The 24,553-nt window shown below is 68.5% G+C and carries 24 protein-coding genes; 6 read left to right on the top strand and 18 right to left on the bottom strand.

Annotated elements, in window-relative coordinates:
• Window positions 1-31 precede the first annotated feature (31 nt).
• The 9 genes from ACQ860_RS23070 to ACQ860_RS23030 are packed head-to-tail and all read right to left on the bottom strand — an operon-like array spanning window position 32 to window position 9,191.
• Window positions 32-388: a response regulator gene (locus tag ACQ860_RS23070; protein WP_431305644.1), complete on the bottom strand. Its 357-nt coding sequence runs from the start codon at window positions 386-388 to the stop codon at window positions 32-34.
• A gap of 8 nt (window positions 389-396) precedes the next feature.
• Window positions 397-630: a hypothetical protein gene (locus tag ACQ860_RS23065; protein ID WP_431305643.1), complete on the bottom strand. Its 234-nt coding sequence runs from the start codon at window positions 628-630 to the stop codon at window positions 397-399.
• A gap of 2 nt (window positions 631-632) precedes the next feature.
• Window positions 633-2,825, bottom strand: a complete 2,193-nt coding sequence (locus ACQ860_RS23060) for a chemotaxis protein CheA (RefSeq protein ID WP_431305642.1) — start codon at window positions 2,823-2,825, stop codon at window positions 633-635.
• Window positions 2,822-3,208, bottom strand: coding sequence for a response regulator (locus ACQ860_RS23055; RefSeq protein ID WP_431305641.1), 387 nt, complete (start codon window positions 3,206-3,208; stop codon window positions 2,822-2,824). Before ACQ860_RS23055 ends, ACQ860_RS23060 begins: the two co-directional genes overlap by 4 nt.
• Complete coding sequence (locus ACQ860_RS23050) at window positions 3,205-4,068, bottom strand: CheR family methyltransferase (RefSeq protein WP_431305640.1); 864 nt, start codon at window positions 4,066-4,068, stop codon at window positions 3,205-3,207. The genes ACQ860_RS23055 and ACQ860_RS23050 overlap by 4 nt, the downstream gene beginning before the upstream one ends.
• Entirely contained in the window at window positions 4,065-4,640 is a 576-nt protein-coding gene (locus ACQ860_RS23045) for a HEAT repeat domain-containing protein (protein ID WP_431305639.1), read from the bottom strand. Before ACQ860_RS23045 ends, ACQ860_RS23050 begins: the two co-directional genes overlap by 4 nt.
• 3 nt (window positions 4,641-4,643) lie before the next feature.
• Window positions 4,644-5,720 (bottom strand): chemotaxis-specific protein-glutamate methyltransferase CheB, encoded by a 1,077-nt coding sequence (gene cheB / locus ACQ860_RS23040; RefSeq protein WP_431305638.1) that lies wholly within the window; start codon window positions 5,718-5,720, stop codon window positions 4,644-4,646.
• A gap of 7 nt (window positions 5,721-5,727) precedes the next feature.
• Window positions 5,728-7,221, bottom strand: a complete 1,494-nt coding sequence (locus tag ACQ860_RS23035) for a chemotaxis protein CheW (protein ID WP_431305637.1) — start codon at window positions 7,219-7,221, stop codon at window positions 5,728-5,730.
• Window positions 7,222-7,235: 14 nt separating this feature from the next.
• Window positions 7,236-9,191 (bottom strand): methyl-accepting chemotaxis protein, encoded by a 1,956-nt coding sequence (locus tag ACQ860_RS23030; protein WP_431305636.1) that lies wholly within the window; start codon window positions 9,189-9,191, stop codon window positions 7,236-7,238.
• Between the two features lie 587 nt (window positions 9,192-9,778).
• Between ACQ860_RS23030 and ACQ860_RS23025 the strand changes: the two genes are divergently transcribed.
• The 3 genes from ACQ860_RS23025 (at window position 9,779) to ACQ860_RS23015 (ending at window position 12,200) form a co-directional block, all read left to right on the top strand.
• On the top strand, window positions 9,779-10,033 hold the full coding sequence (locus tag ACQ860_RS23025; RefSeq protein ID WP_431305635.1) for a thiamine pyrophosphate-binding protein: 255 nt from the start codon (window positions 9,779-9,781) through the stop codon (window positions 10,031-10,033).
• Window positions 10,034-10,272: 239 nt separating this feature from the next.
• On the top strand, window positions 10,273-11,517 hold the full coding sequence (locus ACQ860_RS23020; protein WP_431305634.1) for a thiamine pyrophosphate-binding protein: 1,245 nt from the start codon (window positions 10,273-10,275) through the stop codon (window positions 11,515-11,517).
• Window positions 11,514-12,200, top strand: a complete 687-nt coding sequence (locus ACQ860_RS23015) for a GntR family transcriptional regulator (RefSeq protein ID WP_431305633.1) — start codon at window positions 11,514-11,516, stop codon at window positions 12,198-12,200. Before ACQ860_RS23020 ends, ACQ860_RS23015 begins: the two co-directional genes overlap by 4 nt.
• A 27-nt stretch (window positions 12,201-12,227) precedes the next feature.
• Here the strand turns inward: ACQ860_RS23015 and ACQ860_RS23010 are convergent, their stop codons facing one another.
• The 7 genes from ACQ860_RS23010 to ACQ860_RS22980 are packed head-to-tail and all read right to left on the bottom strand — an operon-like array spanning window position 12,228 to window position 19,663.
• Window positions 12,228-13,715 (bottom strand): tripartite tricarboxylate transporter permease, encoded by a 1,488-nt coding sequence (locus tag ACQ860_RS23010; RefSeq protein ID WP_431305632.1) that lies wholly within the window; start codon window positions 13,713-13,715, stop codon window positions 12,228-12,230.
• Window positions 13,716-13,727: 12 nt separating this feature from the next.
• On the bottom strand, window positions 13,728-14,210 hold the full coding sequence (locus ACQ860_RS23005; RefSeq protein ID WP_431305631.1) for a tripartite tricarboxylate transporter TctB family protein: 483 nt from the start codon (window positions 14,208-14,210) through the stop codon (window positions 13,728-13,730).
• On the bottom strand, window positions 14,210-15,157 hold the full coding sequence (locus ACQ860_RS23000; RefSeq protein ID WP_431305630.1) for a Bug family tripartite tricarboxylate transporter substrate binding protein: 948 nt from the start codon (window positions 15,155-15,157) through the stop codon (window positions 14,210-14,212). The genes ACQ860_RS23005 and ACQ860_RS23000 overlap by 1 nt, the downstream gene beginning before the upstream one ends.
• A gap of 11 nt (window positions 15,158-15,168) precedes the next feature.
• On the bottom strand, window positions 15,169-16,113 hold the full coding sequence (locus ACQ860_RS22995; protein WP_431305629.1) for a Bug family tripartite tricarboxylate transporter substrate binding protein: 945 nt from the start codon (window positions 16,111-16,113) through the stop codon (window positions 15,169-15,171).
• Between the two features lie 27 nt (window positions 16,114-16,140).
• Window positions 16,141-16,899, bottom strand: a complete 759-nt coding sequence (locus ACQ860_RS22990; RefSeq protein WP_431305628.1) for an SDR family oxidoreductase — start codon at window positions 16,897-16,899, stop codon at window positions 16,141-16,143.
• Window positions 16,896-17,930: a zinc-dependent alcohol dehydrogenase gene (locus ACQ860_RS22985; protein ID WP_431305627.1), complete on the bottom strand. Its 1,035-nt coding sequence runs from the start codon at window positions 17,928-17,930 to the stop codon at window positions 16,896-16,898. The genes ACQ860_RS22990 and ACQ860_RS22985 overlap by 4 nt, the downstream gene beginning before the upstream one ends.
• The gene (locus ACQ860_RS22980; RefSeq protein ID WP_431305626.1) at window positions 17,930-19,663 is read right to left on the bottom strand and encodes an acetolactate synthase catalytic subunit; all 1,734 of its coding nucleotides are present in this window, start codon (window positions 19,661-19,663) and stop codon (window positions 17,930-17,932) included. Before ACQ860_RS22980 ends, ACQ860_RS22985 begins: the two co-directional genes overlap by 1 nt.
• 166 nt (window positions 19,664-19,829) lie before the next feature.
• Here ACQ860_RS22980 and ACQ860_RS22975 point away from each other — a divergent pair, with 166 nt between their 5' ends.
• The 3 genes from ACQ860_RS22975 (at window position 19,830) to ACQ860_RS22965 (ending at window position 22,727) form a co-directional block, all read left to right on the top strand.
• Complete coding sequence (locus tag ACQ860_RS22975) at window positions 19,830-20,570, top strand: tellurite resistance TerB family protein (protein WP_431305625.1); 741 nt, start codon at window positions 19,830-19,832, stop codon at window positions 20,568-20,570.
• Window positions 20,571-20,657: 87 nt separating this feature from the next.
• A complete protein-coding gene (locus ACQ860_RS22970; protein WP_431305624.1) occupies window positions 20,658-21,635 on the top strand; it encodes a tripartite tricarboxylate transporter substrate binding protein in 978 nt (325 codons plus the stop codon).
• A 339-nt stretch (window positions 21,636-21,974) separates the two neighbouring features.
• Entirely contained in the window at window positions 21,975-22,727 is a 753-nt protein-coding gene (locus tag ACQ860_RS22965) for an SDR family oxidoreductase (RefSeq protein ID WP_431305623.1), read from the top strand.
• A gap of 3 nt (window positions 22,728-22,730) precedes the next feature.
• On the opposite strand, the gene ACQ860_RS22960 is transcribed toward ACQ860_RS22965, so the two are convergent.
• Both ACQ860_RS22960 and ACQ860_RS22955 read right to left on the bottom strand, forming a co-directional pair.
• Window positions 22,731-23,516: an alpha/beta fold hydrolase gene (locus ACQ860_RS22960; RefSeq protein WP_431305622.1), complete on the bottom strand. Its 786-nt coding sequence runs from the start codon at window positions 23,514-23,516 to the stop codon at window positions 22,731-22,733.
• Window positions 23,517-23,538: 22 nt separating this feature from the next.
• A complete protein-coding gene (locus ACQ860_RS22955; RefSeq protein WP_431305621.1) occupies window positions 23,539-24,528 on the bottom strand; it encodes a TRAP transporter substrate-binding protein in 990 nt (329 codons plus the stop codon).
• Between the last annotated feature and the right edge of the window lie 25 nt (window positions 24,529-24,553).

Here is a 24,553-nt window from a genome sequence, read left to right as displayed (position 1 = left end):
CGTAGGGGACCCGTCATGCGGCATGGTGCGATCAGACCGGCGCAACCTGACGCAATACCTCCATCAGCTTGTCCGGTGCCACGGGCTTCACCAGCCAGCCGGTGGCGCCCGCAGCCCGCGCCTCATCCCGGCGCGTCTGCTCGGACTCAGTCGTCAGGACGAGGATCGGCAGGAAGCGATATGCGGGCAGCTTGCGCATCTCGCGTACCAGCGCTGCCCCGTTCATGCCAGGCATATGGTAGTCGGTGATCATTGCTCTGAGCGGCGGCGCAGCCTTGAGCTTCGCAAGCGCCTCCTCGGCGCTGGCTGCCTTCTCGACGGCCTGTCCGGCCTGGCTGAGTACGCTGGCCATGCTGGCAAGCATGGTCGGGCTGTCGTCCACGAGCATCACGGGCTTCATGCGGGCACCTCGGCGGGCAGGATGAAAAGCAGGGCGGCCAGGACCTGGTCGGGCGGCGGAGCGGCACAACGTGGCAAGGCAACGAGGAGCACCTGCAGCACCGCACTGTGCAAAGCCTCGCAGGCGGAGAGATTTACCACGGCGTCGGGCGTCGCGCGCAGCCATTCGGCCAACGCTTCCGCCTCTTCGATTGCGACATGGCCACAGAGGCTGGCGATCGCGCCCTCCATGCTCAAGGGCATCGGCGAACGAGCTCCGGAAGGTCAAGGACGAGCAGAACACGGCCGTCACCAAGCAAGGTTGTGCCGGTGAAACCGCGCAGTCCGGCCAGGACGCCTTCGAGCGGCTTCACGATCGTTTCCAAGACATCCTGGAAGGCCGAGACAGCAATACCGAGCCGCTCGCCATTCAGGCAGACCACGAGGATGGCTTCCGGCTGCGGCTGAGGCCCGGGCTTGTCTGGCAGATCGAGAAGGCGTGCGAGGTGAAGGAAGGGAACGACCCGATCGCGCAGCACGAAAGCGTCCGTCCCGCCAACGCGACGCAACTCTTCGCGCGCGACGCGCACGGTTTCCACCACCAGCCCCATGGGAACGCCGAAGAGGCGTTCACCACAGGCCACCGTCATGATACGCGTGATTGCCATGGAGAGGGGCAGCGCGATTTCGACCATTGTTCCCTCCCCTGACCGAGAGAAGAGCCGAACACGCCCCCCCGCACGCTCGATCGTGCTGCGGACGACATCCATGCCCACGCCACGCCCGGAAAGATCGGAGATAGCGGCGGCTGTCGAGAATCCAGACAAAAAGATGAGCTGGAAGGCCTCCTCATCGGTCAATGCCGCTGCCCGTTCCGCATCCATCAGACCCTTCTCGACCGCCTTCGCCCTCAACCGCGCGGCGTCGAGCCCGCGACCATCGTCGATCACCCGGATGACGACGTGATCATTCTCATGCTGGGCGGTCAGGCGCAGGGTACCCTGCTCCGGCTTGCCGCCAGCCAGCCGCTCGGCCGGAGGCTCGATCCCATGGTCGAGGCTGTTGCGGACCATGTGGATGAGCGGGTCCGCCATAGCCTCGATGACTGTCTTGTCGGCCTCAGTCTCGGCCCCTTCGAGCTGCAGTTCCACCTCTTTGCCCAGACGCCGGGCGATGTCACGGACAAGCCGGGGAAAGCGCTGGAACACATGATCCACCGGCAGCATGCGGACTGACATGATCGCCGCCTGCATGTCCTCTGCGATCCGGTTGAACAGCGCATGGCGATCCTTGATCTCGCGCGCCAGCTGGCGTGGCGACATCTGCTCACCAGCCGCGCGCCGGGCGAGCCAGGCCAGCGCGTTCTTTGCGACCACCAGTTCACCCGTGAGGTTCATCAGCGCGTCCACTTTGCCTTGCTCGACGCGCAGAATCGGGGTGCCGGCAACGCGAGGGGCCTCAGGCACCGCCATGCGCGTCTCCGCTGCCGGAGCGTCCTGCGACGCGAGCAAAGCCTGTAGGGCTGCACGCAGACCCGTTACGTCCTCCGGCAGGATGGCAGATCGGCCGGCGGCAATGAGCCCACGGCGCGCCGTCTCCCGTGCCGCGACCAAGCGGCCATCGGCGATCGGGTCAGGCGTCGGCGCTGCATCCAAAAGGCGGACCTGCGCAGCAAGGATTGCACGCCAGACCTCCTTCCCGGCGGGAGAAGAGTCACCGCCGAGGGCTGCGAATTGCACCTGGTCGGGCACGTAGCGGAACAACTCCGCCGCCTCTGCTGAACGGCAGCGAGCAACGGCGAGGTAACGCAGGTTCGAATGGTAGGGATCGAGTGCCCCAAGCTCAGGCCATGGGGCCACAGGCTCAACACAGAGCCAAAAGAGGCCCGGAAGCTGCCGGACCAGGCCCAGCGGGTCCTCGCCCCGAAAAAAGCAATGAGCATCTGGTGTATAAGTGACCGCCAATAGCGGACCGGCTGGCAGCGGGCCGACGCGCACGAGCCAGCCGGGCGGGTCATCCATGGCCATTTCGCTGGCCACGCCAGCCGAGCTCCCGCCCATGAGCGGTGCAAGCTGCTTGATCAGCGCGTCAGCGATACCGCCCGCGTCGGCTCCAATCGCGCCCTCGTTGGCAAGCGCGTCCACCCAACGCCCCGTCTGGTCAAGCGTATCCAGCAAAACATCGGCCAATGCCGAGCTTAGCACGACACGGCCCGCCTGGGCGGCGCCCAGCAGATCCTCCATGGCGTGCAGGCTGCGGGTGACCGCTGGGATCTCGAACAACCCGGACGTGCCCTTCAGCGTGTGTACAGCCCGGAACAGCGCGTTCATCGCTGCGACGTCGCCCGGCGCGCGCTCAAGCGTGAGAAGACTGCGGCCGGCGTGCTCCAGAAGTTCCCGCGCCTCCGGGATGAACTGCGCAAGCAACGGATTGTCGAGCCGCTTCACGCCCCAGGCTCCGCCATGGCCAGGACGAAGGCCGACAGGCTCTCCGGTCGTACGGGCTTGACCAGGAACAGGTTGGCGCCGGCCGCGAAGCCCAGCTCCGCGTCACGCGGCTCGCGCTCGGAGCTGATCATGATGACGGGCGTCGCAGCAAGGGACGCCTCGCCCCGCAGCCGCGTGACAAGCGAGTAGCCATCCAATCCCGGCATGTTCACGTCAACCAGCAGCAGTCCGAATGGCCTTGATGCCGACAGCGCCCGCTCGAGCGCCTCGACGCCATCCATCGCCTCCTCCACCGCAAAGCCCGCCCCCTCAAGAACGGCGCGGTGGAACTTGCGGACGGTCATGGCATCATCCACGACCAAGACGGTACAGGGCGTACTCATGCAAGGGGCCTCTGGTAGACGATCGCATCCGCGCATTTCCGAACAGTGAAGAGCGCCGACATTCGGCTCATGGATTCCGAATGCCCGAGGCAGAGGAAGCCCCCAGGGCGCAGGCTGTCATAGAGAGTCTCCGCAGCTTGGCGGCGAGAAGGATCGTCGAAATAGATGAGCAGATTGCGGCAAAAGATGACGTCGTAGCGCCCGCGATGAGCCCGCATTGCCGCTGCGTCCGCTAGGTTGACAGTGCTGAAGGCTAGCGCTTCGCGCATTGCACGGCTGATCCGCCATTTCCCTGGGCTCGACGCCTCGAAATGCCGCTCCAGGACCGGCGCCGGGAGATTTTGCACAGCTCTTGCGTCATAAACGCCCTGGCGCGCCTCGGCGAGCACGCGCGTGTCGATGTCCGAACCCGTGATTTCCACCTCGATGGTTTCGAGATCGGGCCAGTTCTCGCTCAGATGGAGTGCGATCGAATAGGCTTCCTCTCCCGTGGAGCAGGGTAGCGACCAGATGCGCAGCCTCTCGCCCGGCCGCAGCTTGGCGAGCGTGGGCATCAGTTCCCGCGACAGACAGCGGAACTGATACTCTTCCCGGTAGAAATAGGTTTCGTTGACTGTCATCGCGTTGATGAGCTGCTGGAACTCTGCCCCATTCGCATCTTCAAAGCGCAAGGCGAGCAGATAGGCGCGCAAACTCGGCGAACCAGTCGCTTCGATGCGCTCCTGCAGCCGACGATCGAGGAAGTAGCGCTTTGCCTGCCCGAACTGGATACCGGTCCTGCGATAAAAGAATTCCTGGAACCGCGCGACATCCTCCGCGGGGAAGCCGGGGGCAGGTCGCTCCGCGGAGAGATGGCTCACATCCCTTCTCCGATGGTATCCAGCGCGAGGGCAACGGCAAAACCGAGCCCCGGCTCTCCGGGGAAGCGGTCACGCAGCGCGGTGAGCGAGGGAACATCGGCGGAAGTACCGATCTGCGCGAGTGCTTCTACCGCTGCCAGGCACACATTCGCGTCGCCCTCCTGCGCGAGAAGATCGATGAGAAGCGCGCGGGAGGACGGCGCCGGAATTCCTTCCAGCGCGTTCGCGCCGAAGATTCTGACATCCGGATCAGGAGATCTGAGTGCGCCCCTCAAAGCCGGCACGGCCGAAACGCCACAACGCCGCAATGCAAGGATGGCGTCATTGCGCTGAGCGACCTCCTCGGAGCCGAGAAAGCTCACTAGACGCTCGGCTACCTCGGTGTCGGCGAGGGAGCCGAGCCGCGTAAAGATGGCGTGACGCACGCCGACATCGCACTCGCGCTGAAGCTGCGCGAAGAGGACCTCTGCATCCGTGCAATCCGCGACGGCAAGCCGCCGCTCGCTCGCGTCAATGCTATGAAGCATGGCGGCCGGCGCGGCGCGGAGCTTTCGTGAGCGAGCGAGGGGCATGGCTCAGCGACCTCGCCGCGCCCAGGCCTGCAGCTGCGTGCCCACACGCTCCGCCGGAAGGACAAGTTCAGCGCCGCCGCGGCGGATCAACTCGGCAGGCATCCCAAAGACCACGGCGCTATCCTGCGACTCGGCGATGGTGCGGCCGCCCCGCTGACGCAACTCGGCCATGGCCGCCGCCCCGTCATGACCCATGCCGGTCAGCAGAACGCCTGTCAGTTGACTTGGAGGCATGACCTGCATCGCGCTTACCACCAGCCGGTCGGCGCTCGGGTGCCATAGCGACTCGTCCGCGGGAAGGCTGTTGACGATGATCCGCCCAAGACGCCGCTCGAGCACAACATCGGCATCGCCACGACCGATGTAGATGCCACCAGTGGCGAGCGGCATAGGCCCATCCACCTCCCTAACCTCCAGGGCGCAGACGCCGTCCATGCGGCGCGCAAAGACGCCCGTGAAGGTGGATGGCATGTGCTGGGCCACAACAACCGGGTAGGGGTAGTCGGCTGGAAGAACAGGAAGGATCTCCTCGAGGGTGCGTGGCCCCCCGGTCGAGACGCCAACCAGCACTGCACCCGAAAGGGCTGCCCCCGCTGGCGGTCGTATCGTGCCGCGCGCCTCCAGTTCGCGCCGCCGCGCGGAGACGCGCGCGCGGAGCCCAACGACGCGGCGTGGCTTGGCGCGCGCCGCTGCGCGCACTTTGCTCAACAGCATGGGCCGGATGCGGTCAATCGAGAGCGAGACGGTTCCATCGGGCTTCGGCACGAAGTCCACGGCACCCAGCTCCAGCGCACGTAGCGTGACCGCTGCCCCCTCCTCGGTCAGGGAGGACACCATGACAACGCGTGCAGCCGCCCCCCTTTCCATGAGCTGCTCGAGGCAGGAGATGCCGTCCAGCTCGGGCATGTTGACATCAAGCGTCACAACGTCCGGCTCGAAGGAACGAGCCTGGTCCAGCGCCTCGCGTCCGTTGCGTGCAAAGGCGAGCGTGAAGTCGCCCTCCGCCTCGAAGATCTGGCGCATATGCTTGCGCATTAATGCGCTGTCATCGACGATGAGGAGACGGATCGCTTGGCTCATGGTGCACTTATGCAGCCTCGAGTGCTGCGATCTCACGCGCTTCCAGCAGACGCGTGGCCTCCAGGATGAGGACCATGCGCCGGGCGGCCGCGAGGTTGGCCACGCGCGGGACGAGACCTGTCTGGCGCTCGGACAGCACAGGGGCTGGCTCGATCGCGGAGAGCGGTATCTTCAGCACCTCGACGACCTGATCCACGATGAAGCCGGTTCGCATGTTCCCGATCCCAAGCACCATGATGCGCTGGCGGTCGTTGCGCCCAGCCTCCGCAAGAGCGAAGCGGCGTCGCTGGTCCACCACGGGCAATACGCTGCCCCGCAGGTTGACCACGCCCTCGATGAAGTCGGGGGATTGCGGCACGTGGGTGAGTTCATCGGGGACCCGCAGGATCTCCTGCACCGCCTCGATCGGAATTCCGTATTCCTCGCGGGCCAGGCGGAAGACAACGAACTGCTCCTCCTCCCCGCTTGTGGCAGCGTGAGCCTTCGCCGTCATCTCATTGTCCCGGCCTGATTCAGCCGCCTCCAGCGCAGATTGCATGAGTCCCGCCTCGAACAGTCGAGCGACGGAGAGAATGCTGACCAGCCTCTGCCCGCGTTCCAGCCGACATACAGACTCGAGAAGGCCTCTGGCGCCTGAAAGCAGGGGCGGAAGCGGATCCACCACCGCCCGTGGTACGCGCAGCACCTCTTTCACGCTGTCCATCACGAGGCCGACGGAGAGCTCCGGCTGGCCGGGTGCGGAGATAACCAAGACACGGGCGCTGCCGGTCGCCTCCGTGCTTGCCTCACCGAAGAGCATTCGCAGCGAAACCAGCGGCAGCAGCCGCTCACGCAGGGTCATCAAGCCCAGGACATGAACCGCTGCGCCCGGCACGCGGACAACTTGAGGCGGGAGCTGGACAATCTCCTGCACCTCGGCGATGGGGATGGCATACTCGCCGTCAGCCGAGACGAAGCTGACGAGTTGCAGCTCTTCCTGAGTCGCCGGATCATCGGCTTCAACATCGCCAATGGCGCGGGCCGGGCGTTCTTCGCCTGCGTCGCGCCGAGCTGTGCCCATCCGGGCGAGGCGCGCTGCGTCGAGCAGAAGGACCATCCCGTCGCTGCGCTTCACCACACCTCGGAGGAGGCTGGGCTCAGCACCCTCGGTCAGTTCAGGCGCGGGTTCGATCTCCTGGGGTTCCGCCGTCATCACGCGCCCCATCCGGTCCACGACAAACCCAAGCGTCACCCCAGGCTCACGGACGACGACCACGCGCGTTGCCTCGTCGGTTGGCTGTTCCTCGGCGCCAAAGCTTCGGCGCAGGCTGGTGACAGGCAGGATGCCGCCGCGGAGGTTGGCAATCCCGCGCAGCACATCTGGGCTATGCGGCACCTCCACCAGGGTGGGCATGCGGATGATCTCCTGGACCTCCGCCATCGGCAGGCCATACAGCGATCCATCCACCTGGAAGGTGACGAATTGCCGCGGCAGATCGCCGTGCTCCGCTGTCTCGTCCATGAGGATGCTCCTGATCAGACGGCGTCGGCGGTCTGCAATTCGTCGGCGAGGGAGGCGATTTCCTCCACGGCCGATGCCAGTTCCTCGGCTCCCTTGGACTGCTCGCGCGCCGCCTGGGCAGCCTGTTGGGCCGCCTGGGAGGCCTGAGCGGCCGCAGCCGCCACCTGCTCCACGCCGCGCTTGGCTTCCTCAATGCTGGTGAGGATGTCGCCAGCACCGGCCGAGATGGTTCGGCTGCCCTCCAGAACCACACCAATATCCACGGTAACGGCGGCCAGGTTTGCGGTGATGGCGCGGTTCTTCTCCACTTCTGCCTTGGCCAGGGCTGCCGTGTCCTCCAGGTCACGACGGACGGCCACGATCTGATCCTGGACGGATTTCACGAGGTCCTTGATTCGCTCGGCATTCTCGGCGCTGTCCCGGGCCAGGTTGCGGATGTCGGTCGAGACGACCATGAACCCCTTGCCGAACTCACCGGCGCGTGCCGCTTCGATCGAGCCGTTGACCGCAAGCATGCTGGTCTGGATCGAGACGGTCGTGATCGCGTCCACGATCTTGTCAATCCGACGGCTCACCTGCTCGAGCGCATTGATCTGCTCGCGCGAGGCATCGTTGTCCCGCACGGACTGCTCCACCCCCGCAATCATCTGCTCCACCGCGGCCGCGTTCTGCGACAGGCGCGTGGTCATCTCCTCACCCTTCTCCAGGGCGAGCACCGCGCGCTCGTTGGAGAGGCGCGCACCGCGCTCAATCTGAGCGAGTGCCGCGGAGGATTGCTGCGTCGCGGCCGATTGCTGCTGGGCACCCCGGCTGATCTGCTCGATCGCCGTCATGATCTCGCCCGCCGCACGGTTGATCTCTTCGACAGCCGCCGAGAGTTCCTCCGCGGCGGAGGCCACTTCCTCCGCGCTCTTGCCGATGTCGGTGCTGTTCTTGAGGTCGTCGGCAAGTTCGGAGAGTTCGCCCACTGCGCCCTCGCTCTGGCCAAGCGCCGTCGTCTGCTGCTCGACCGTCTTCACCGCCTCCTCGCAGGCGGCGGACTGCTCCTGGGCCGCCGCCGAAATCGCCTCGGCGCCCTTCTGGGCTTCACCCGCGGCTGCTTCCGCCTCCTCGGCGGATGCGCGGATTTCTTGCGCGCCAGCGACGATGACGCCCATATCAGTGCGGATCCGCTCCAGTTGCTCGGCGACGGCGCTTCCGTTACCGGCTTCCTGCTGGGCCATGGACGCGGAGGCGTTGATGCCCTCGGCGATGAGCTTCACGTCGGATTGAATCTGCCCGACCAGTTCCTGAATATCACGCGCGCTTTTCTCCGATGTCTCGGCCAGGGTGCGCACCTCGTCGGCGACCACGGCAAAGCCCTTGCCATGCTGCCCGGCGCGGGCGGCCTCGATGGCGGCATTGAGCGCGAGCAGGTTCGTCTGGTCGGCGATATGAGCGACCGCCTTGACGATCTCGCCGATATTCGCGGCCTGGCGGTCGAGTTCCTCGACCATCCCGACCGAGGCGCCCTGGCGCTCGGCGGCACGGCCCACCGAGACGACCGAGGCGGTGATCTGGGCATTCACCGCGCCCAGCAACTCGCGCAGCGCTTGCGTCTTCTCAAGGGACAGTCCCGCTGCGGTGGCGGATTGACGGATGGCCGCCGAGATGCGTGTCACGGAGCGCTGCGACTGCTCAGCCGCGGAAGCAGCCTCGGCCGCGCCGGACGCGATGTCCGTCATGGCCTTCCGCAGCTGCTCCGAGGCAGAGGCCGCCTCGGCAATTCCCGACGAGACCTGCGTGGTTGCGGAAGCAACGCGTTCCGCCGCCTTCTGCTGTCGTGCGAAGGTGCGCTGTCGGCGCTTTGGCTCGCCCCTTGGCGCGCTTGGCGCCGGGGGCGGCGACTTGGGCGCCCATTGCGCCGCCTTGCCGTTCATGTGGCCGTTGGTCTTGGAGGGGGCATGGCCGTTGGCCGCGATGAGGGGCATGACATTTCCTCGTTGCAGAGGAAGTCAGTCATGACGGAAGAGGATTAAATTTCCGTTGCACCTCTCAATCTCAGACCAAGCCCGATCGCGGCCCTTTGGTGCTGGCGCGGGAGCGGGCGCGGGCGCCTTGGTGCCTCCCCCAGGAGTTTCCGGCGATCTAGGCTTCGAAGCCATGCCTTCGGTAGTTTCGTGCCTTCGCGTTCGATTCGCTTGCGGCGCGACGGCCATGATGGCTCCATCCCGCTTCGTTCGATTGGGACGATGCAGGGCAGTTGCAGCGTCGCTGCTGGCGGCAGCTTGGCCGGGCAGGTGAGCTTCGCTGGACCAGGCGCCTGTTCCGATGCCACGAGGGAGTAAGCGCAACATAAGGCTGGTCTCACAGCCTCCGGAGCCTCACAGAGGTCGGTAAAGTCCCAGGGTTCGCTTAGCCCTGCCGCCACCGTGATCTGCACCTGCCTGCCCGACATGCACTCTACTGAACGGCCAGACTTGCGATGCACCGGTCGACGCAACCCTCGGACCGGCTGGACCGAGTTGATACGCGATATATCCTATGCGTCTGGACCTTCGGCCGAGGAGCGCTCCGCATGCTCATCCATCCCCTCCTTGCGGAGCCCATGGCCGTGCCGGACGCGATCGCGCTCGTGCTCGAGGGAGCTGGCATGGACCTTGTGTTTGGAATCTCGGGAGGGCATACGGGCACGGTCTTTGGGGCGCTTTCTCGCCGCCAGAGCGCCATCCGCACCGTGCTGGTGCGCGAGGAATCCCTCGCCGGCGTCATGGCGGAGGTCTATGGCCGCCTAACGCGCAAGCCCGGCGTCATTCTTGGCCAGGGCCCCTAGGTGCTCGGCAATGGGCTCATCGGCACCATCGAGGCGCTGCTCTCCTCCAGCCCCATGCTGCTGCTGAGCGATTTCAGTGACACTCCCTCGTTCTCCCTGCACGGCCCTTACCAATCGGGAACAGGGGACTATGGATCCTGGATGCGAGGCAAGGCTTCGGCGGGGTCGCCAAGCAGGTCTTCTCGGCGCTCGATCCAGGGCAGGCGGTGCAGGCGACGCAAGTCGCCATCAAGCATGCCATGGCCGGGCAGCCGGGCCCGGTGGCCGTCCTGCTCTCGCTGGCCGCCCTCACGGGCGAGGTTGGCCCTCAGACACGGCCACGGCTCTATCCCACGGCGCATTACCTTCCGCCGTCCGGGGCGGGCGCGGAGCCGGACGCGATCCAACACGCGGCCGAGCTTTTGGTCGGTGCTGACCGGCCCATCATCGTGGCCGGCAACGGCGTCCGCATCGCGCAGGGCTACGCGGCACTCCAGGGCCTTGCCGAGCGCCTCGGCGCGCCCGTCGTGACCACGCCCTCTGGCAAGGGCGTCCTGGCGGAGACGCACCCCCTCGCGCTCGGCGTCTTTGGTACCTATGGACTTCCCGTCGCCAATGCCGCCGTGACCGAGGCGGACGTCGTGCTCGTTATCGGCTCGAGGCTCACGGCTTCCGACACCGCACGGGCAAATCCCGCGCTCCTCGATCCTGTGCGCCAGACCTTCCTGCAGGTGGATATCGAGCCGCGCAACGCCGCCTGGACCTTTCCTGCCGAGTGCCAGTTGATCGGCGATGCCGCCACCATCATGGAGCAACTCCTCGCGGCCTTCCCGGAGATGCCCGCGCGCGATGGCACGGGCCGGGCGGCGGCCCATCGGCGAGCCCGTGGCTGGTTCGACGAGGCTGCCTACCACGCCGCCGAAGCACCGCTCATGCCGCAGCGGATCATCGCCGGCCTGCACGCGACTCTGCCCGAGGACACCATGGTGACCTGCGACACGGGTGAAAACCGCATCTTCATGAGGCGCTTCCTCCAGGTACGCCGTGCCGGCCACTTTCTCCAGGCAGCGGGCGCCGGCCCCATGGGATTCGCCATTCCTGCCGCGCTTGCGGCCAAGCTCATTCACCCGGAACGCCCGGCAGTGGCGGTCTGTGGCGATGGCGGCTTCGCAATGACGATGAACGGACTGATGACCGCACTGGAGCATGAGCTGCCCATCATCGTCGTGGTGTCCAACAACAGTGCCTTGGGGTGGTCGTTGCACTCCGGAGGCCCTTCGCCGCGGAGTTCAAAGATTTCGACCACGCCGCCATCGCCGAGGCCATGGGCTGCCGTGGCTTTCGGGTGGAGCGGCCGGACGAGTTGGAGCCTGCCTTCCGCGCGGCGCTGGCCGCTGGCGTGCCGGCCGTCGTGGATGTGCGCACCTCGCTCGCCGCCTCCTACCTGGACGTCACATCGCCACTTGCGAGGGGATGAGGAACAGTGCCAATCCGGCCGGCGATGACCAACGCGAAGGACAAGCCGGGCGCGCCGGCACTCGAACAGGTGGTGCGCGCCAACCTGGCAGCCCAGGCACATGGCAAGCTGCGCAAGGCGCTCTCGACCGGCGAACTTCGCCCAGGCGAGCGGCTGAACGGCCGCGCACTCGCCGCGCGCCTCGGCACCAGCTTGACGCCGGTGCGCGAGGCGCTGCTGCAACTCGTCGCGGAGGGCGGTCTGGAGATGCAGGCCGGCAAGTCCTTCACAGTGCCGGTGCCGACCCGCGCCGCCTATCTCGAACTGCGCGACCTGCGCCTGGTGCTGGAGGGCATGGCGGCAGAGCGCGCGGCGGCCGCGGTGACGCCCCCTGTGCTGACGCGCCTCGCCACCGCGCACCGCAAGCTCTGCACTGCGAAGGAGCGCGGCGATTTCGCGAGCGCGCTGCGCTGGAACGAGGAGTTCCACCTGGGCCTCGCCGGGGCCGCCGGCATGCCCCGGCTGCTGCGCCTGATCGAAGGGCTCTGGATCCAGAGCGGCCCCTTCCTGAATGATCTGCGCGCCGATTGGCCGCACACGGTGGCCGAACCACACCCGCATGTGCTGGTCCTGCAGGCGCTTGAGGCGCGCAACGGGCCCGCCGCCGCCGCCGCCATCCGGCGTGACATCCAGGAGGGCGGCGAAGGTCCGCTCAGCCGGCTGGAGGGCTGAGCCGACCCGCCCACAGCCCCCGCTGTCCTACACCACCGCGGGCCGTCGGCGCACCAGCAACCCGCTCAGCAACACCAGCACCGCGACGACGAGGAAGCCGAGCGCGATCGGGTGGTTCACGATCTCGGTCAGGTCGCCATCGGCGATGAGGAGCGCCTGCCGGAGAGAGCGTTCCAGCGTCGGCCCCAGCACATAGGCGAGCACCAGCGGGCCGAGGTCGAACCCGCCACGGCGCAGCACGAAGCCCAACAAGCCGAAGATCACCGCCAGCAGCACGTCGAAGGCGTTGAGCCCGGTGCTCCAGGTGCCGATCACACAGACCAGCAGGATCGCCGTCGCCATGAAGCGGCGCGGCACCTCCAGCGCGCGGACGAAGAGGCCGACGAAGGGAAGGTTCAGGATCAGCAGCACGACATTGCCCATGTACATGGAGGCGATGACGCCCCAGTAGAGCTCGGGCTGCCGCTCCATGATCATCGGGCCGGGCTGCACGCCGTGCACCAGCAGCGCGCCCAGCAGCAGCGCGGTGACGGCATTGGCGGGAATGCCCAGCGTCAGCAGCGGGATGAAGGCGCCGGCCGTGCCGCTGTTGTTCGCGCTCTCGGGCCCCGCCACCCCCTCGATGGCGCCCTTGCCGAACTGCTCGGGATGTTTGGAAAGGCGCTTCTCGACCCCGTAGGAGAGGAAGGAGGCCAGCACCGCGCCGCCGCCCGGCAAGAGCCCGATCAGGAAGCCCAGCACCGAACCGCGCGCGATGGGCATGGCGCTGCGCCGCCATTCCTCGCGATTGGGCATGAAGCCGAGCAAGGTCGAGGGCGGGCGCAGGATCTCGGGCCGCTGCTCCTTGCCCAGTGCCAGGAAGAGCAATTCCGAAAGGCCGAACAGGCCCAGCGCGAGGGGGGCGATGCTGATGCCGTCCACCAGCGCCGGGATGCCGAAAGTGAAGCGCGGCGCCCCGTTGATGGGATCAAGCCCGACCAGGCCGAGGAACAGTCCGAACAGCGCCATCAGCGCCGCCTTGGCCACGCCCGATGCGGCGAAGAAGGCGATGAGCGAGAGCCCCGCCAGCATGAGCGCGGCGTATTCCCACGGCCCGAAGGCGATCACCAGCTCGGCCAGCGGGGGCGAGAGCAGCATCACGCCCAGGATGCCGAAGGTGCCCGCGATGAAGCTGCCGATGGCGGCGATGCCGAGCGCGGCCCCCGCCCGCCCGTTGCGCGCCATGGCATGGCCGTCCAGGCAGGTGACGACGGAGGAGGCCTCGCCCGGAATCCGCATCAGGACCGAGGTGATGGTCCCGCCATAGGCGACGCCGTAGTAGATGCCCGCCAGCAGGATGATCGCACCCGTCGGGTCGAGCTTCAGGCTGATCGGCAACAGCAGCGCGATGGTGGTGGCGGGGCCCAGTCCGGGCAGGACGCCCACCAGCGTGCCCAGCACAGCGCCCAGCACGCAAAGCCCCAGATTCTGCGCCGTCAGCAGTACGCCGAAGCCCTGGATCAGGCCATCCATCATGGCGCGCGCCCTCTAGCCCAGCCGCAGCAGGCCGAGCGGCGCGAGCAGGCGCTCCGCCGGGCCGGGTGGAAAGGGCACGCCCAACGCCGTGCCGAAGAGCAGCGTGACGGCGCTGACCAGCACCAGCGCCCAGAGGAATGCCGCCGTCCAGCCCACGCCCTCCGCAATGCGCATGACCAGGAGCGTGGCCAGCGCGCCCGCGAGGATGAAGCCCAGATGCGGCAGCGTGAGCGCCAAGCCCAGCATCGCTCCGCCATAGCCCAGGAAGCCGCGCGAGCGCAGCGGGGATGCCGCGCCGCCCTCCGGCTCGCCATGCCCCGGGGCCGCCAGCACGCCGAGCGCGGTCACCGCGATCAGGGCCACCAGGATCTGCGGCAGCAATCCCGGCCCGGGCCCATCAAAGGCCGACCAATTGGGCAGGCGCGCGGCCTCGAACCCCGCCAGGGCGCAGAACACCAGGGCGCCCAGGGCGACCGCGCGCGCGGTCCAACTCATCAGCGGCGCGCCAGCCCGGCCTCGCGCAATTGCTCGCCGAACCGCGTGAAGCCGGCGCGGATCGCCTGCTCGAAGGCCGCCGCCTCCAGCACCTCGGGCACCATGCCGAAGCGGGTAAGCGTCGCCTCGACCGAGGGCGCGCGGGCGGCGCGCAGGAAGGCATCGGCGAGGATGGCCAGGCGCTCGGGTGGCGTCGCGCGGGGGGCGACGAAGCCGAGCAGGCTCTCAATCGTCACGTCGAAGCCGGCCTCCCGCAGGGTCTGCACCTGCGGAAACTCCTTCCAGCGGCCGGGCGAGGAGGAGACGAGCAGCCGCATCCGCCCGGACTGGATGGCCGGCAACATCTCGGGCGGGGTCTGCGAGGTGCATTCGACATGCCCGCCCAGCACCGCCGTCACCGCCTCGGCCCCGGACTGGAAGGGAATGAACTGGAAGCGCGTCCCGTAACGGCGGTTCAGCTCGAACATGCCGAGGTTGTTGGGCGGGCCTGTGGCGCTGAAGGTCATGCGCCGCGCCTTGGCCGCGTTGATCAGGTCCTGAATGGTGCCGTAGGGGCTCTCCGCCCGGACGCCGATGCCGTAGAGGAAGCGCGCCGCGCCCGGCAGATAGGCGAAGCTGTCCAACGTGTAGCTGACGTCCATGGTGTGCGGCGCGATGGCGAGGCCGGACATGGCGCCGCTGCCCAGCGTATGCCCATCCGGCCGCGCCTGGGCCACCGCGGTCAGCGAGGCGGTCCCCTGCCCGCCCACGCGGTTCACGATCTGGATCGGCACGCCCAGGTGCTTCTCGGCCTCGCTGGCGACCGCGCGCACCGAGACATCGGTGGAGCCGCCGGCGCCGAAGGGGACGAGGATCGTCACCTCGCGGTCCGGCCAGCGCGGCTGCGCGCGAAGCGCAGGCGCGGGCAGCAGGGCGGCACCGCCCAGCAGGATGGCGCGTCGTTGCATGGTGTTCCTCCTCATCGCCGGGCCAGGCCGGCTTCACGCAGGTGCGGGCCGAACTCGGCGAAGGCGCGGCGCTGCATCGCCTCGAAATCGGCGGCCGGCACCGGGGCCGGGATCATGCCGAAGCGGCTGAGCGTCTCAGCCACCACAGGGCTGCGCGCCGCCTGCAGGAAGGCGCGTGAGAGGATCTCGGCGCGATCCGCCGGCACGCCGCGCGGCATGACCAGGCCGAGCACGCTGTCCACCGCCAGATCCACCCCCTGCTCGCGCAGGGTCGGCACGTTCGGGAATTCCTTCCAGCGTGCGTCGCTCGCGGAGGCGATGAGGCGCAGCCGGCCCGATTGCAGCGCGGGCAGCATCTCGGGCGGGTTCTGGACCACGAAATCCACATGCTTGCCGATCGCGGCGGTCACCGCCTCGGCCCCACCGGGGAAGGGGATGAAGGCGAAGCGCGTGCGCAGCCGGGCGTTCAGCTCGAACATGCCGACATTCTGCGGCGCGCCCGCCGCCGCGAAGGTCACGCGGCGCTGCCGGCCGGCCGCGACCAGCTCCTGCGCCGTGGTGACCGGGCTGTCGGCCGGCACCGCGATGCCATAGAGGTAGCGCGCATAGCCCGGCAGGAAGGCGAAGCTCTCCAGCGTATAGGGCAGGTCCAGCACATGCGGCAGGATGGCGAGTGCGGCCATACCGGCGGTTGCCATCACATGCCCGTCGGGGCGCATCGTCGCCGCCTGGGCCGGCGCGGTCGTGCCCTGCCCACCCGTGCGGTTCACGATCTGGATGGGCACGCCCAGCAGCTTCTCGGCCTCCGCCGTCATCGCGCGCGTCGAGACATCGGTGGAGCCGCCCGCGCCATAGGCGACAAGGATCGTGATCTCGCGATCCGGCCAGGCGGCGCGGGCGATGCCGGGTACCGCGAGCATGGCGCCTGAGGCGATGAGGGCCTGCCGTCTTTTCATGTCGTCTCCCCTGTTGTTGCGCGCCGGTCAGGGCATGAAGCTGCCGCCGCCGACGTCTATCGTTGTGCCGTTGAGGTAGCCCGCCGCATCCGAGGCCAGGAACGCCGCCACCTCGGCCACGTCGCCCGGCGTGCCGAGGCGGCCCACGGGGATATTGGCGAGGAAGCTGTCATTCGCCCCCGCCGCGGCGCCCGCCGCCATCGGCGTCTCGATGCGCCCGGGCGCGATGCTGTTCACCGTGATGCCATGCGGGCCCAGCTCGCCGGCCAGGCTGCGGGCGAAGCCCATCAGCCCGGTCTTGGAGGCCGCGTAATGCGCGCCCGCGATGCGGCTCATGGTGCGCGAGGCCTGGCTCGTGATCATGATGACGCGCCCCCAGCCGCGCGCGCGCAGCGGCGGAATGCAGGCCTGGCTCATCAGGAAGGCGCCGGTCAGGTTCACCTCCAGCACGCGGCGCCATTCAGCCGGGGGCATCTCCGCGATCGGCCGCCGGCGCCCCTCATGCTTGGGCGAGATGCCGGCATTGTTCACGAGGATACCAAGCCGCGCCCAATCGGCGCCCAGCACGCCCGGCAGCGTGGCCACCGCCGCATCATCCGAGACATCGAGGCGGATGGCGCGCGCCGCGTGGCCCTCGGCGCGGAGGGAAGCGGCCATCTCCTCCACCTCCTCCAGCACGTCGGAGAGCACCACGGGATGACCGGCTTCGGCGAGGCGGCGCGCGATGCCGGCGCCGATCCCGCGCGCGGCGCCGGTGACGAGGGCGAGGCGATCCGCCGCACTCATGGCCGCAGCATCACCTTGCTGGCCGCGCGCTGCCGCGCCAGTTCGAAGCCCTCGATTCCCCGCGCGAGCGGCAGGCGATGCGTGATCATCGGGCGGAAGCCCTCCGGATGGCGCGCCAGCAGCGCGAGGACGCGGTCCCAGGTGCCGCGCGCGGCCCCGTGCGAGGCGAGCAGGCGGTGGCGCATGCGCACGAAATCGGTGAGAGCGAGCGTCAGCGGCGCCGAATGGATGCCGACCGCGACGAGCCGCCCCTCCTTCCGCAGCACGCCAAGGCCCTCCTGGATGGTGGCGGGGACTCCCGTGGCCTCCAGCACCGCATCCACCGGCGCGCCGCCGGTGCGGGCCAGGACCTGCGCGCCGAGCGGCCCTTCCGCGACATCCACGATGTCCTCGAATCCCAGCGCGCGCAGCACGTCGAAGCGCGGGCCATCGGCACGGCCGGAGATGATGACGCGCGTGGCCCCCGCCGCCCGCGCCATGATGGCGAGCGCCTGGCCGATGGTCCCCGGCCCCATGACCAGCACCGTCTCACCGAGCCCGATGCCGGCGGTGATCACGCCCTCGCAGCCGACCGCCAGCGGCTCGGCCAGGGCGCCGAGTTCGGTGTCCACCGCATCCGGCAAAGGCAGGCAATTGGCGGCCGGCACGCGCACATGCCGGGCGAAGCCGCCATCCACCGTGAGGCCGATGGTGGCCCTGCGGGTGCAGCCACGCGGATCGCCGCGGCGGCAGGCGGCGCATTGCCCGCAGGGAATGCCGGGCATCACCGCGACGCGTTGGCCGGGTGCAAGCGCGCCGGCGCCCGGCCCCACCGCCGCGACCACGCCGGCGAATTCATGGCCCATCACCACCGGCAGATGCGGCACCATGAAGCCGTAGCCCTCGGTCCACTCATAAGCGTGCACGTCGCTGCCGCAGATGCCGACATGCTCGACGCGCACCAGCGCCCCGCCGGGGCCGGGGGCCTCGGGCTCCGGCGCCTCGCCGAGGTCGAGGCCGAAGCCCGCCGCAGTCTTGCGGAGCGTGAGCATCAATAGGGCTCGTCAAAATGGCCGGCGTAGTAGTTGATCGGCGGTCGCGCATCCGGGTCGGAATGGACATCGATCAGCATGGGCCGGCGCGCCGCGAAGGCCTCGTCCAGCGCGGGGCCGATGCCGGATGCCTCGGTCACCTTCAGGCTCGCCACGCCGCAGGCCTGGGCGATCAGCGTGTGGTCCACATCGGTGAAATCCACCGCATCCGTGTGGTCGCCGAACTTCACCAGCTCGGCGTGCTTCTGGTAGCCGAGGATGCCGTTGTTCAGCACGATCAGCGTCACCGGAAGCTGCATGCGGCGCATCATCTCCAGCTCGGACCAGGAATGGCCGAATCCGCCATCGCCCGCGAGGCAGATGACGCGCCGGTCGGGGGCGGCCACCTGCGCGCCGATGGCGAGCGGCACGCCCCAGCCCAGCCCCGCGATGCCGCGCGGCGTGAGAAAGCGCTGCCCCGCGCGGCGCGCCGTCAGATACTGGCCGATCCACATGGAAGAGTAGCTGGCATCGGCCACCACGATGGCCGAGGGGTCCATCCGTCGGTCCAGCTCGGCCATGATGCGCTCGGGCCGGACCAGCCGGCCCTCACGCGTCATCACGGCCGCGATGCGGCGCCTCCAATCGGCGACGGCATCGGCGATCTCAGCCTCGATCGCCGGGCGGGCTGCGGCGCGGGCCGAGAGATCCTGCCGCGCAAGCGCGGCGCCTAGCGCCTCGAGCGTGAGGCGCGCATCGCCCACCAGGCGCAGCGCCTCGTAGTTGCGGCCGATCTCCATGGGGTCGGGGTCAATGTGGATGAAGCGCGTGCCGGGCGGGAACATCGTCCAGTTGTCGGTCGCGTTCGCATTGGTGCGGGTGCCGACGAGCAGCACGACATCAGCGCGCTCCACCATGCCGCGCAGGCGATGGGTGCGGGCGCCGGGCGACATGACATAGCCGATGACGCCGAGCGTCAGCGGATGCGTCTCATCGACTGCGCCCTTGCCCATGACCGTGGTGCCGACCGGCAGATGGGCGCCCTGCTGGAGGGCGGCAAGCGCGGCCGAAGCATCGGAGGAATGGACGCCGCCGCCGGCCAGGATCAGCGGCGCCTTGGCGCCGGCCAGCAGCGCCGCCGCCTCCTCGAGGCGGGCGGGGTCCGGGAGCGTGCGGTCGAGCGGATAGATCCCGAGGCTCGCGCGGCGGGGGCTCGGCGCCGCCGCGTTCTCGGAGAGCAGATCGGCCGGCAGCAGCAGCACGGCCGGGCCCGGGCGGCCCGAGCAGGCGGCCGTGAAGGCCATGTCCACATAGTCTTCCAGCCGGTCGGCGCGATCAATGCGGCGCACCCACTTCGCGACGGGCTCGAACATCCGGATGTGGTCGAGCTCCTGGAAGGCGTTCTTGTCCGTTTGGTTGCGGTTCACTTCCTGCACCAGGGCGACGATGGGGATGGAGGCCTTCAGCGCCTCGGCCAGGGGCGGGACCAGCAGCGTCGCCGCCGGTCCGTTCTGCGCGGTGACGACGCCGACGCGGCCGCTGATCCGCGCATAGCCGTCGGCCATGATGCCGCCCATGTTCTCCTGCCGGTACATCGCCTGGCGGATGCCGACGGCGGGTGCGGCGAGGTGAAAGGCCGAGGGCAGGCTCTGGCCGAAGGCGGTGGTGACGCCATGCCGGGCGAAGGCCTCGGCGAGGCGCATCGCGACTGTGGCATTGTGGATCGCGCCTGGTGGCGTGGCGGCGTCAGGCATTGTCTGTTTCCTTCCCGGGGCCCGCGAGCCCGTTATTCGATATATCAGACGAGTGCGGATGGGGCGGTGTCAATAGGCGCGGCCCCGTCCGGAATCCCGGAGGCGCGACACAATATGAAACATCGTCCATCTTGCAGCGCATGAGGCGCCCCACAACCTCGACAGCATGATGAACGCACAAAGCCTCCTCGAACGATTCCTCGGCAACAATGCGGCCGCGCCGCAGACGCAGCCTTCCCCCTGGTCCAGCCAGGCCGCCCCGGATGTGGCGGGCGCGGCGCGCAAGGCATTGAATTCGGCCGGTGGGCTTGGCGGCCTTGCGGCCTCCGGTGCTGCCGGCGGCCTGCTGGGCCTCCTTGTGGGGGGCAAGTCGAAAAAGCGTGGGCTCAACGGCGTGTTGAGCCATGGCGGCGCCGCGATGTTGGGCGCGCTGGCGAGCCAAGCCTATCAGAGCTGGCAGAGAGGACAGGCGGCCGCGACGGCGCCCGTGGCGGCACCGCAGCAGGTCGCACACGTCCCGCAGCCCTTCCTGCCAGCCGCTGCGCCCGGCTCTGACGGTGCGCCTTTCGAACTCGCGCTCATCCGCGCCATGATCGCCGCAGCGAAAGCGGACGGGCATGTGGATGCGGAGGAACAGCGCCGCATTTTCGAAAAGGTCACCGCCTTTGGCCTGGATGCGGAGAGCAAGGCGTTTGTCTTTGACGCATTGGCTGCGCCGCTTGGAGTATCGGACATCGCGGCCCTGGCCACCACACCCGAGCAAGCGGCCGAGCTCTATCTCGCCTCGCGCCTTGCGATGGAGCCGGACGGGGCGGTCGAGGCGGCCTATCTGGACGCGCTGGCCCATCGCCTGAAGCTGCCCGCCGAGTTGGTCGCCCACCTGAATCGCCAGGCCGACGCAGGCTAACGCGTCGAGCCAACGCCAGGGCGGGCTGGCGGCGCGGCCTCGATCTCTGCTTGGATGTCGTCAAGCAAGAACCCGAGGAAGCACGCCATGTCCCGCATCTCCCGCCGCACCGCGCTGGCTCTCGCCGGCACCGCCGCAAGCTTGACCGCTGGCGCTCAGAGCGCAGATTTCCCGAACAAGCCGCTGCGCATCATTGTGCCCTACACGCCGGGCGGCACGACCGACATCGCCACGCGCCTGGTTGCCGAGCCGTTGGCGCGCGCATTGGGCCAGCCGGTGGTGGTCGAGAACCGGCCGGGCGCGAACAGTATCCTCGGCGTCGGCGTGGCTGCCGCCAGCCCGCCCGATGGCCACACCATGGTGATGGTGCTACCCGCGCATGCGGCCAATGCGACGCTGCAGGCCGGGCGCATGCCCTTCGATCCGATGGCCCTGGCGCCCGTCTCGCTCGTCGTCCAGGCGCCATTGGTGCTGGCGGGCAGCCGCCATGTGCCAGCGCAAAATCTACGCGAATACCTGGAGTATGCGCGGGCCCGCCCCGGACATGTGAACTATGGATCGAGCGGCATCGGTGCCACGGCCCACCTGGCGATGGAGGATTTGCAGCTGCGCACCGGCCTGCGCATGGTCCATGTGCCCTATCGCGGCACGCAACCTGCGCTGGCCGACCTGATGGCCGGCCATATCGGGCTGATGTTCGACACCTACTCGACATTGAAGCCACAGTTCGAGGCCGGCACCATCCGCCCCCTCGGCATCGCCACCGCGAGACGGCCGCAATTCGCCGCCGAGCTCCCCACCATCATCGAAGGCGGCCTACCGGACTTCGTGGTGAGTTCCTGGTGCATGCTGCTGGCGCCGCCGCGCACGCCACAGTCCATACTGGACCGGCTCTCCGCCGAGGTTGGCCGCATCGTGCGGGAGCCCGCCATGGCGCAGCGCCTGGAGGATATCGGCTTCGTCGTCGAGGGCCGCAACTCGGCTGAAACCTGGGCCTTCCTCCAAGCCGAGGTCACGCGTTGGGCGGGTGTTATCCGAACCGCCAATGTCCGGGTAGACAACTGAGCGAGGCTTGTCGGAACCGGGGGGCAGCCCAGGAGCGTGACACAGTGCGAGGCACGTGCGCTCGGCCGTGATCGGCCGGCCATCGGAAGCGATGCGCGTCGCGCTCGCCGATAGCCTCTCCGTGTCTCGCTCTCTCGTACCTGTTCCGGCGCTCCGGGTAGGCTTGGGCCGATCGGTTGGCGCCAGCCGATCGTGAGGCTTGCGCGCTGGAAACCGCAGCCACCGGAACAACCTCGCCCTGTTTGTGCGCCCACTCCTCCCCGGCCTAGGATCGAAGGGGCGTCGGCAGTGCCGGGCGCGCCAAGTCTTGCCAATTCCCAGCAGTGAAGGCGATGCGACATGCGGCTTGCGAACAAGGTCCTCCTCATCACCGGCGGAGGCAGCGGCATCGGGCGTGCCACCGCCCTCCTGGCCTCCCGAGAGGGCGCCACGGTCGTGGTGGCCGACCGCAACCAGGCCGCGGCGGAAGAGACGGTCGGTTTGCTCGCCGGGCCAGGCCTCGCCCTCGCCGTGGATGTCACGATCAGCGCCGATTGCTCGCGCATGGCCGATGCGACGGTCGCGCGCTTCGGCCGCATCGACATCCTCTGCAGCAATGCCGGCTATGGCATCCAGGGCGATGTCGTGAGCACACGCGAGGAGGACTGGGAGGCGCTCTTCGCGGTCAACGTGAAGGGTGTCTTCCTCTCGGCCAAGCATGTCGTGCCCGTCATGCGCGCGCAGGGCGGCGGCGCCATCGTCAACACCTCATCCAACATCGCGATCATCGGGCTCAGGGACCGCGTCACCTACGTCGCCAGCAAGGGCGCGGTGGACAGCCTCACCCGCGCGATGGCGCTCGATCACGTGGCCGAGGGAATCCGGGTGAACGCGGTGGCACCCGGGCCCATCGGCAGTCCGTACTACGACAAGATGATCGCCAACGCCTCCGACCCGGAGGCCTTCAAGCGGGCGCTGAACGCGCGCTGCCCGATGAACCGCCTCGGCCGGCCCGAGGAAGTCGCGCAGGTGATCGTCTTTCTCGCCTCAGACGACGCATCCTTCGTCACCGGCGCGACCTATGTCGTGGATGGTGGCGGCGTGGTGATGTGAGCCTCAGCCGGCGAGGAACGGCAAAAGCCGCGCCAGGAAGGCCGTGGGCCGGGTTTGCGGATAGAAATGTCCACCATCGGGCAGCGGCTCGAACACCGCGCCCGGAATGGCGGCAGCCATGGCGCTCTGGTGGTGATGCGGCACGATCACGTCATCGGGCGTGCCAAGTACCAGGCTGGGCACAGCCACGTGGGGCGGCAGGTTCGTGCCGTCGAAGCCCAGTAAGGCGCCGATCCGCTCCGACCATCGGGCCCTCTCGGCCGCCTCGCGCTCCGGCGGCAACCATTCGGGCGCCGGGAATCTTCCCTCCGTGACAAGCCACTCGGGTGGGTAGCCGAGGAAACGGCCGACAACTTCATAGGCACCAAAGCCCGCGCGCTCCAGCACGGCGAGGCGCGTCTCGAAGAGGCTTTTCAGGTAATCGTCAGGCCTCAGCCAGCCGGCCGACAGCGCGAGGTGCGATACGGGACACAGGCCCTCCGCCGCCATGGTCAGCACAATGGCCGCGCCCGTCGAGTGTCCGCAGAGGGCGACCCTGCCGCCCAGGGCCAGCGCGACGGCCGCCGCATCGGCCGCGAGCGTGCCGATGGTGACGGGCGCCGTCCCACGCGTGCTGGCCCCGACGCCGCGCTGGTCCATCACCGCGACGCGGTGCGACCGCGCCATCTCGGGCAACAACCCCTGCCAGAAGCGCGCCGTACCCCCGAGACCGGAGAGGAGCAGCAAGGGCGGCCCCTCCCCCGTCACGGTGACAGCAAGACGGGCGCCGTCGGGTCGCTCGATCAGCATGCGCGCAGCCAGCCGTCCGCCGTCACGCCCGCGACTTCGCTGCCTCGATCTCAGCCAGCAGCGCGCGGCCGTTGGGGGCGTTGCTGAGGATGGTCTCATAGGCCGGGCGGGCGGCCGCCTTGAAGGGCGCGAGGTCGGGCTCGATGATGTTGATCCCGCGGCGCCGCACCTCGACGAAGCTCTCGTCACGGAAGCGGTTGTAATAGGCCAGGCCCTCGGTAACGGCGGCCGGCACGCTCTCGCGGATGGCGGTCTGCACATCGGGTGGCAGTGCCGTGAAGCGCGAGCGCGAGGCGATCAGCACGGAGGGTAGCTGATGGGTCTTCGTCAGAACATAATGGCGGATTACCTCGACGAAGCGGTCGGCGATCATCTGATCCGGCGCCAGTTCCGCTGCATCCACCACACCGTTCTGCAGCGCGAGGAAGAGCTCGGCATAGGCCGTCGGTGTGGGCTGCATGCCAAGGCTGCGGTAGGCTTCCACATACCCCGGCGACTGGATGACGCGGATCTTCAGGCCGCGCGCCTCGGCCAAGTTGGTGAAGGGGCGGTTGGTCAGGACGCTGCGCTCGAAGAGGTTGAACCAGGAGAGGCCGACCATGCCGACGGGATCGAGCAGCGTGAGAAGGCGTTGGCCCATCGCGCCCTGCATGAGACGGTTTGCCTGCTCGTAGCTGTCGAACAGCCAGGGGAGCGAAAGCACGCCGAGATCCCGGATGGTGTTCTCGAGCGAGGGCTGACTGTTGAACATCAGGTCGATCGCGCCTGTACGCGCCGACTGGATCAGGCGCAGTTCACCGCCGAGTGCCGAGTTCGCGAAGACATTGATCTTGACGCGGCCATTGGTGCGCCGCTCCACCAGTTCGGAGAGCTTGGTGCCGGCCACGTGATAGGAGGATTGCTCGGACAGCACATGGCCGAGGCGCAGTTCGGTTACGCCCTGTGCGCGGGCGACAAACGGCATGGCCAGGGGTGAGGCCAGGGCACCAAGGGCCAAGGTGCGGCGGGACATGGCGGACATCTGGGTGTTCTCCTGA

The sequence above is a fragment of the Sediminicoccus sp. BL-A-41-H5 genome (genome assembly GCF_050632405.1).
GTDB lineage: Bacteria > Pseudomonadota > Alphaproteobacteria > Acetobacterales > Acetobacteraceae > Roseococcus.
The sequence above is the reverse complement of the archived record's forward strand: the minus strand, read 5'-3'. Positions and strand labels throughout refer to the sequence as shown.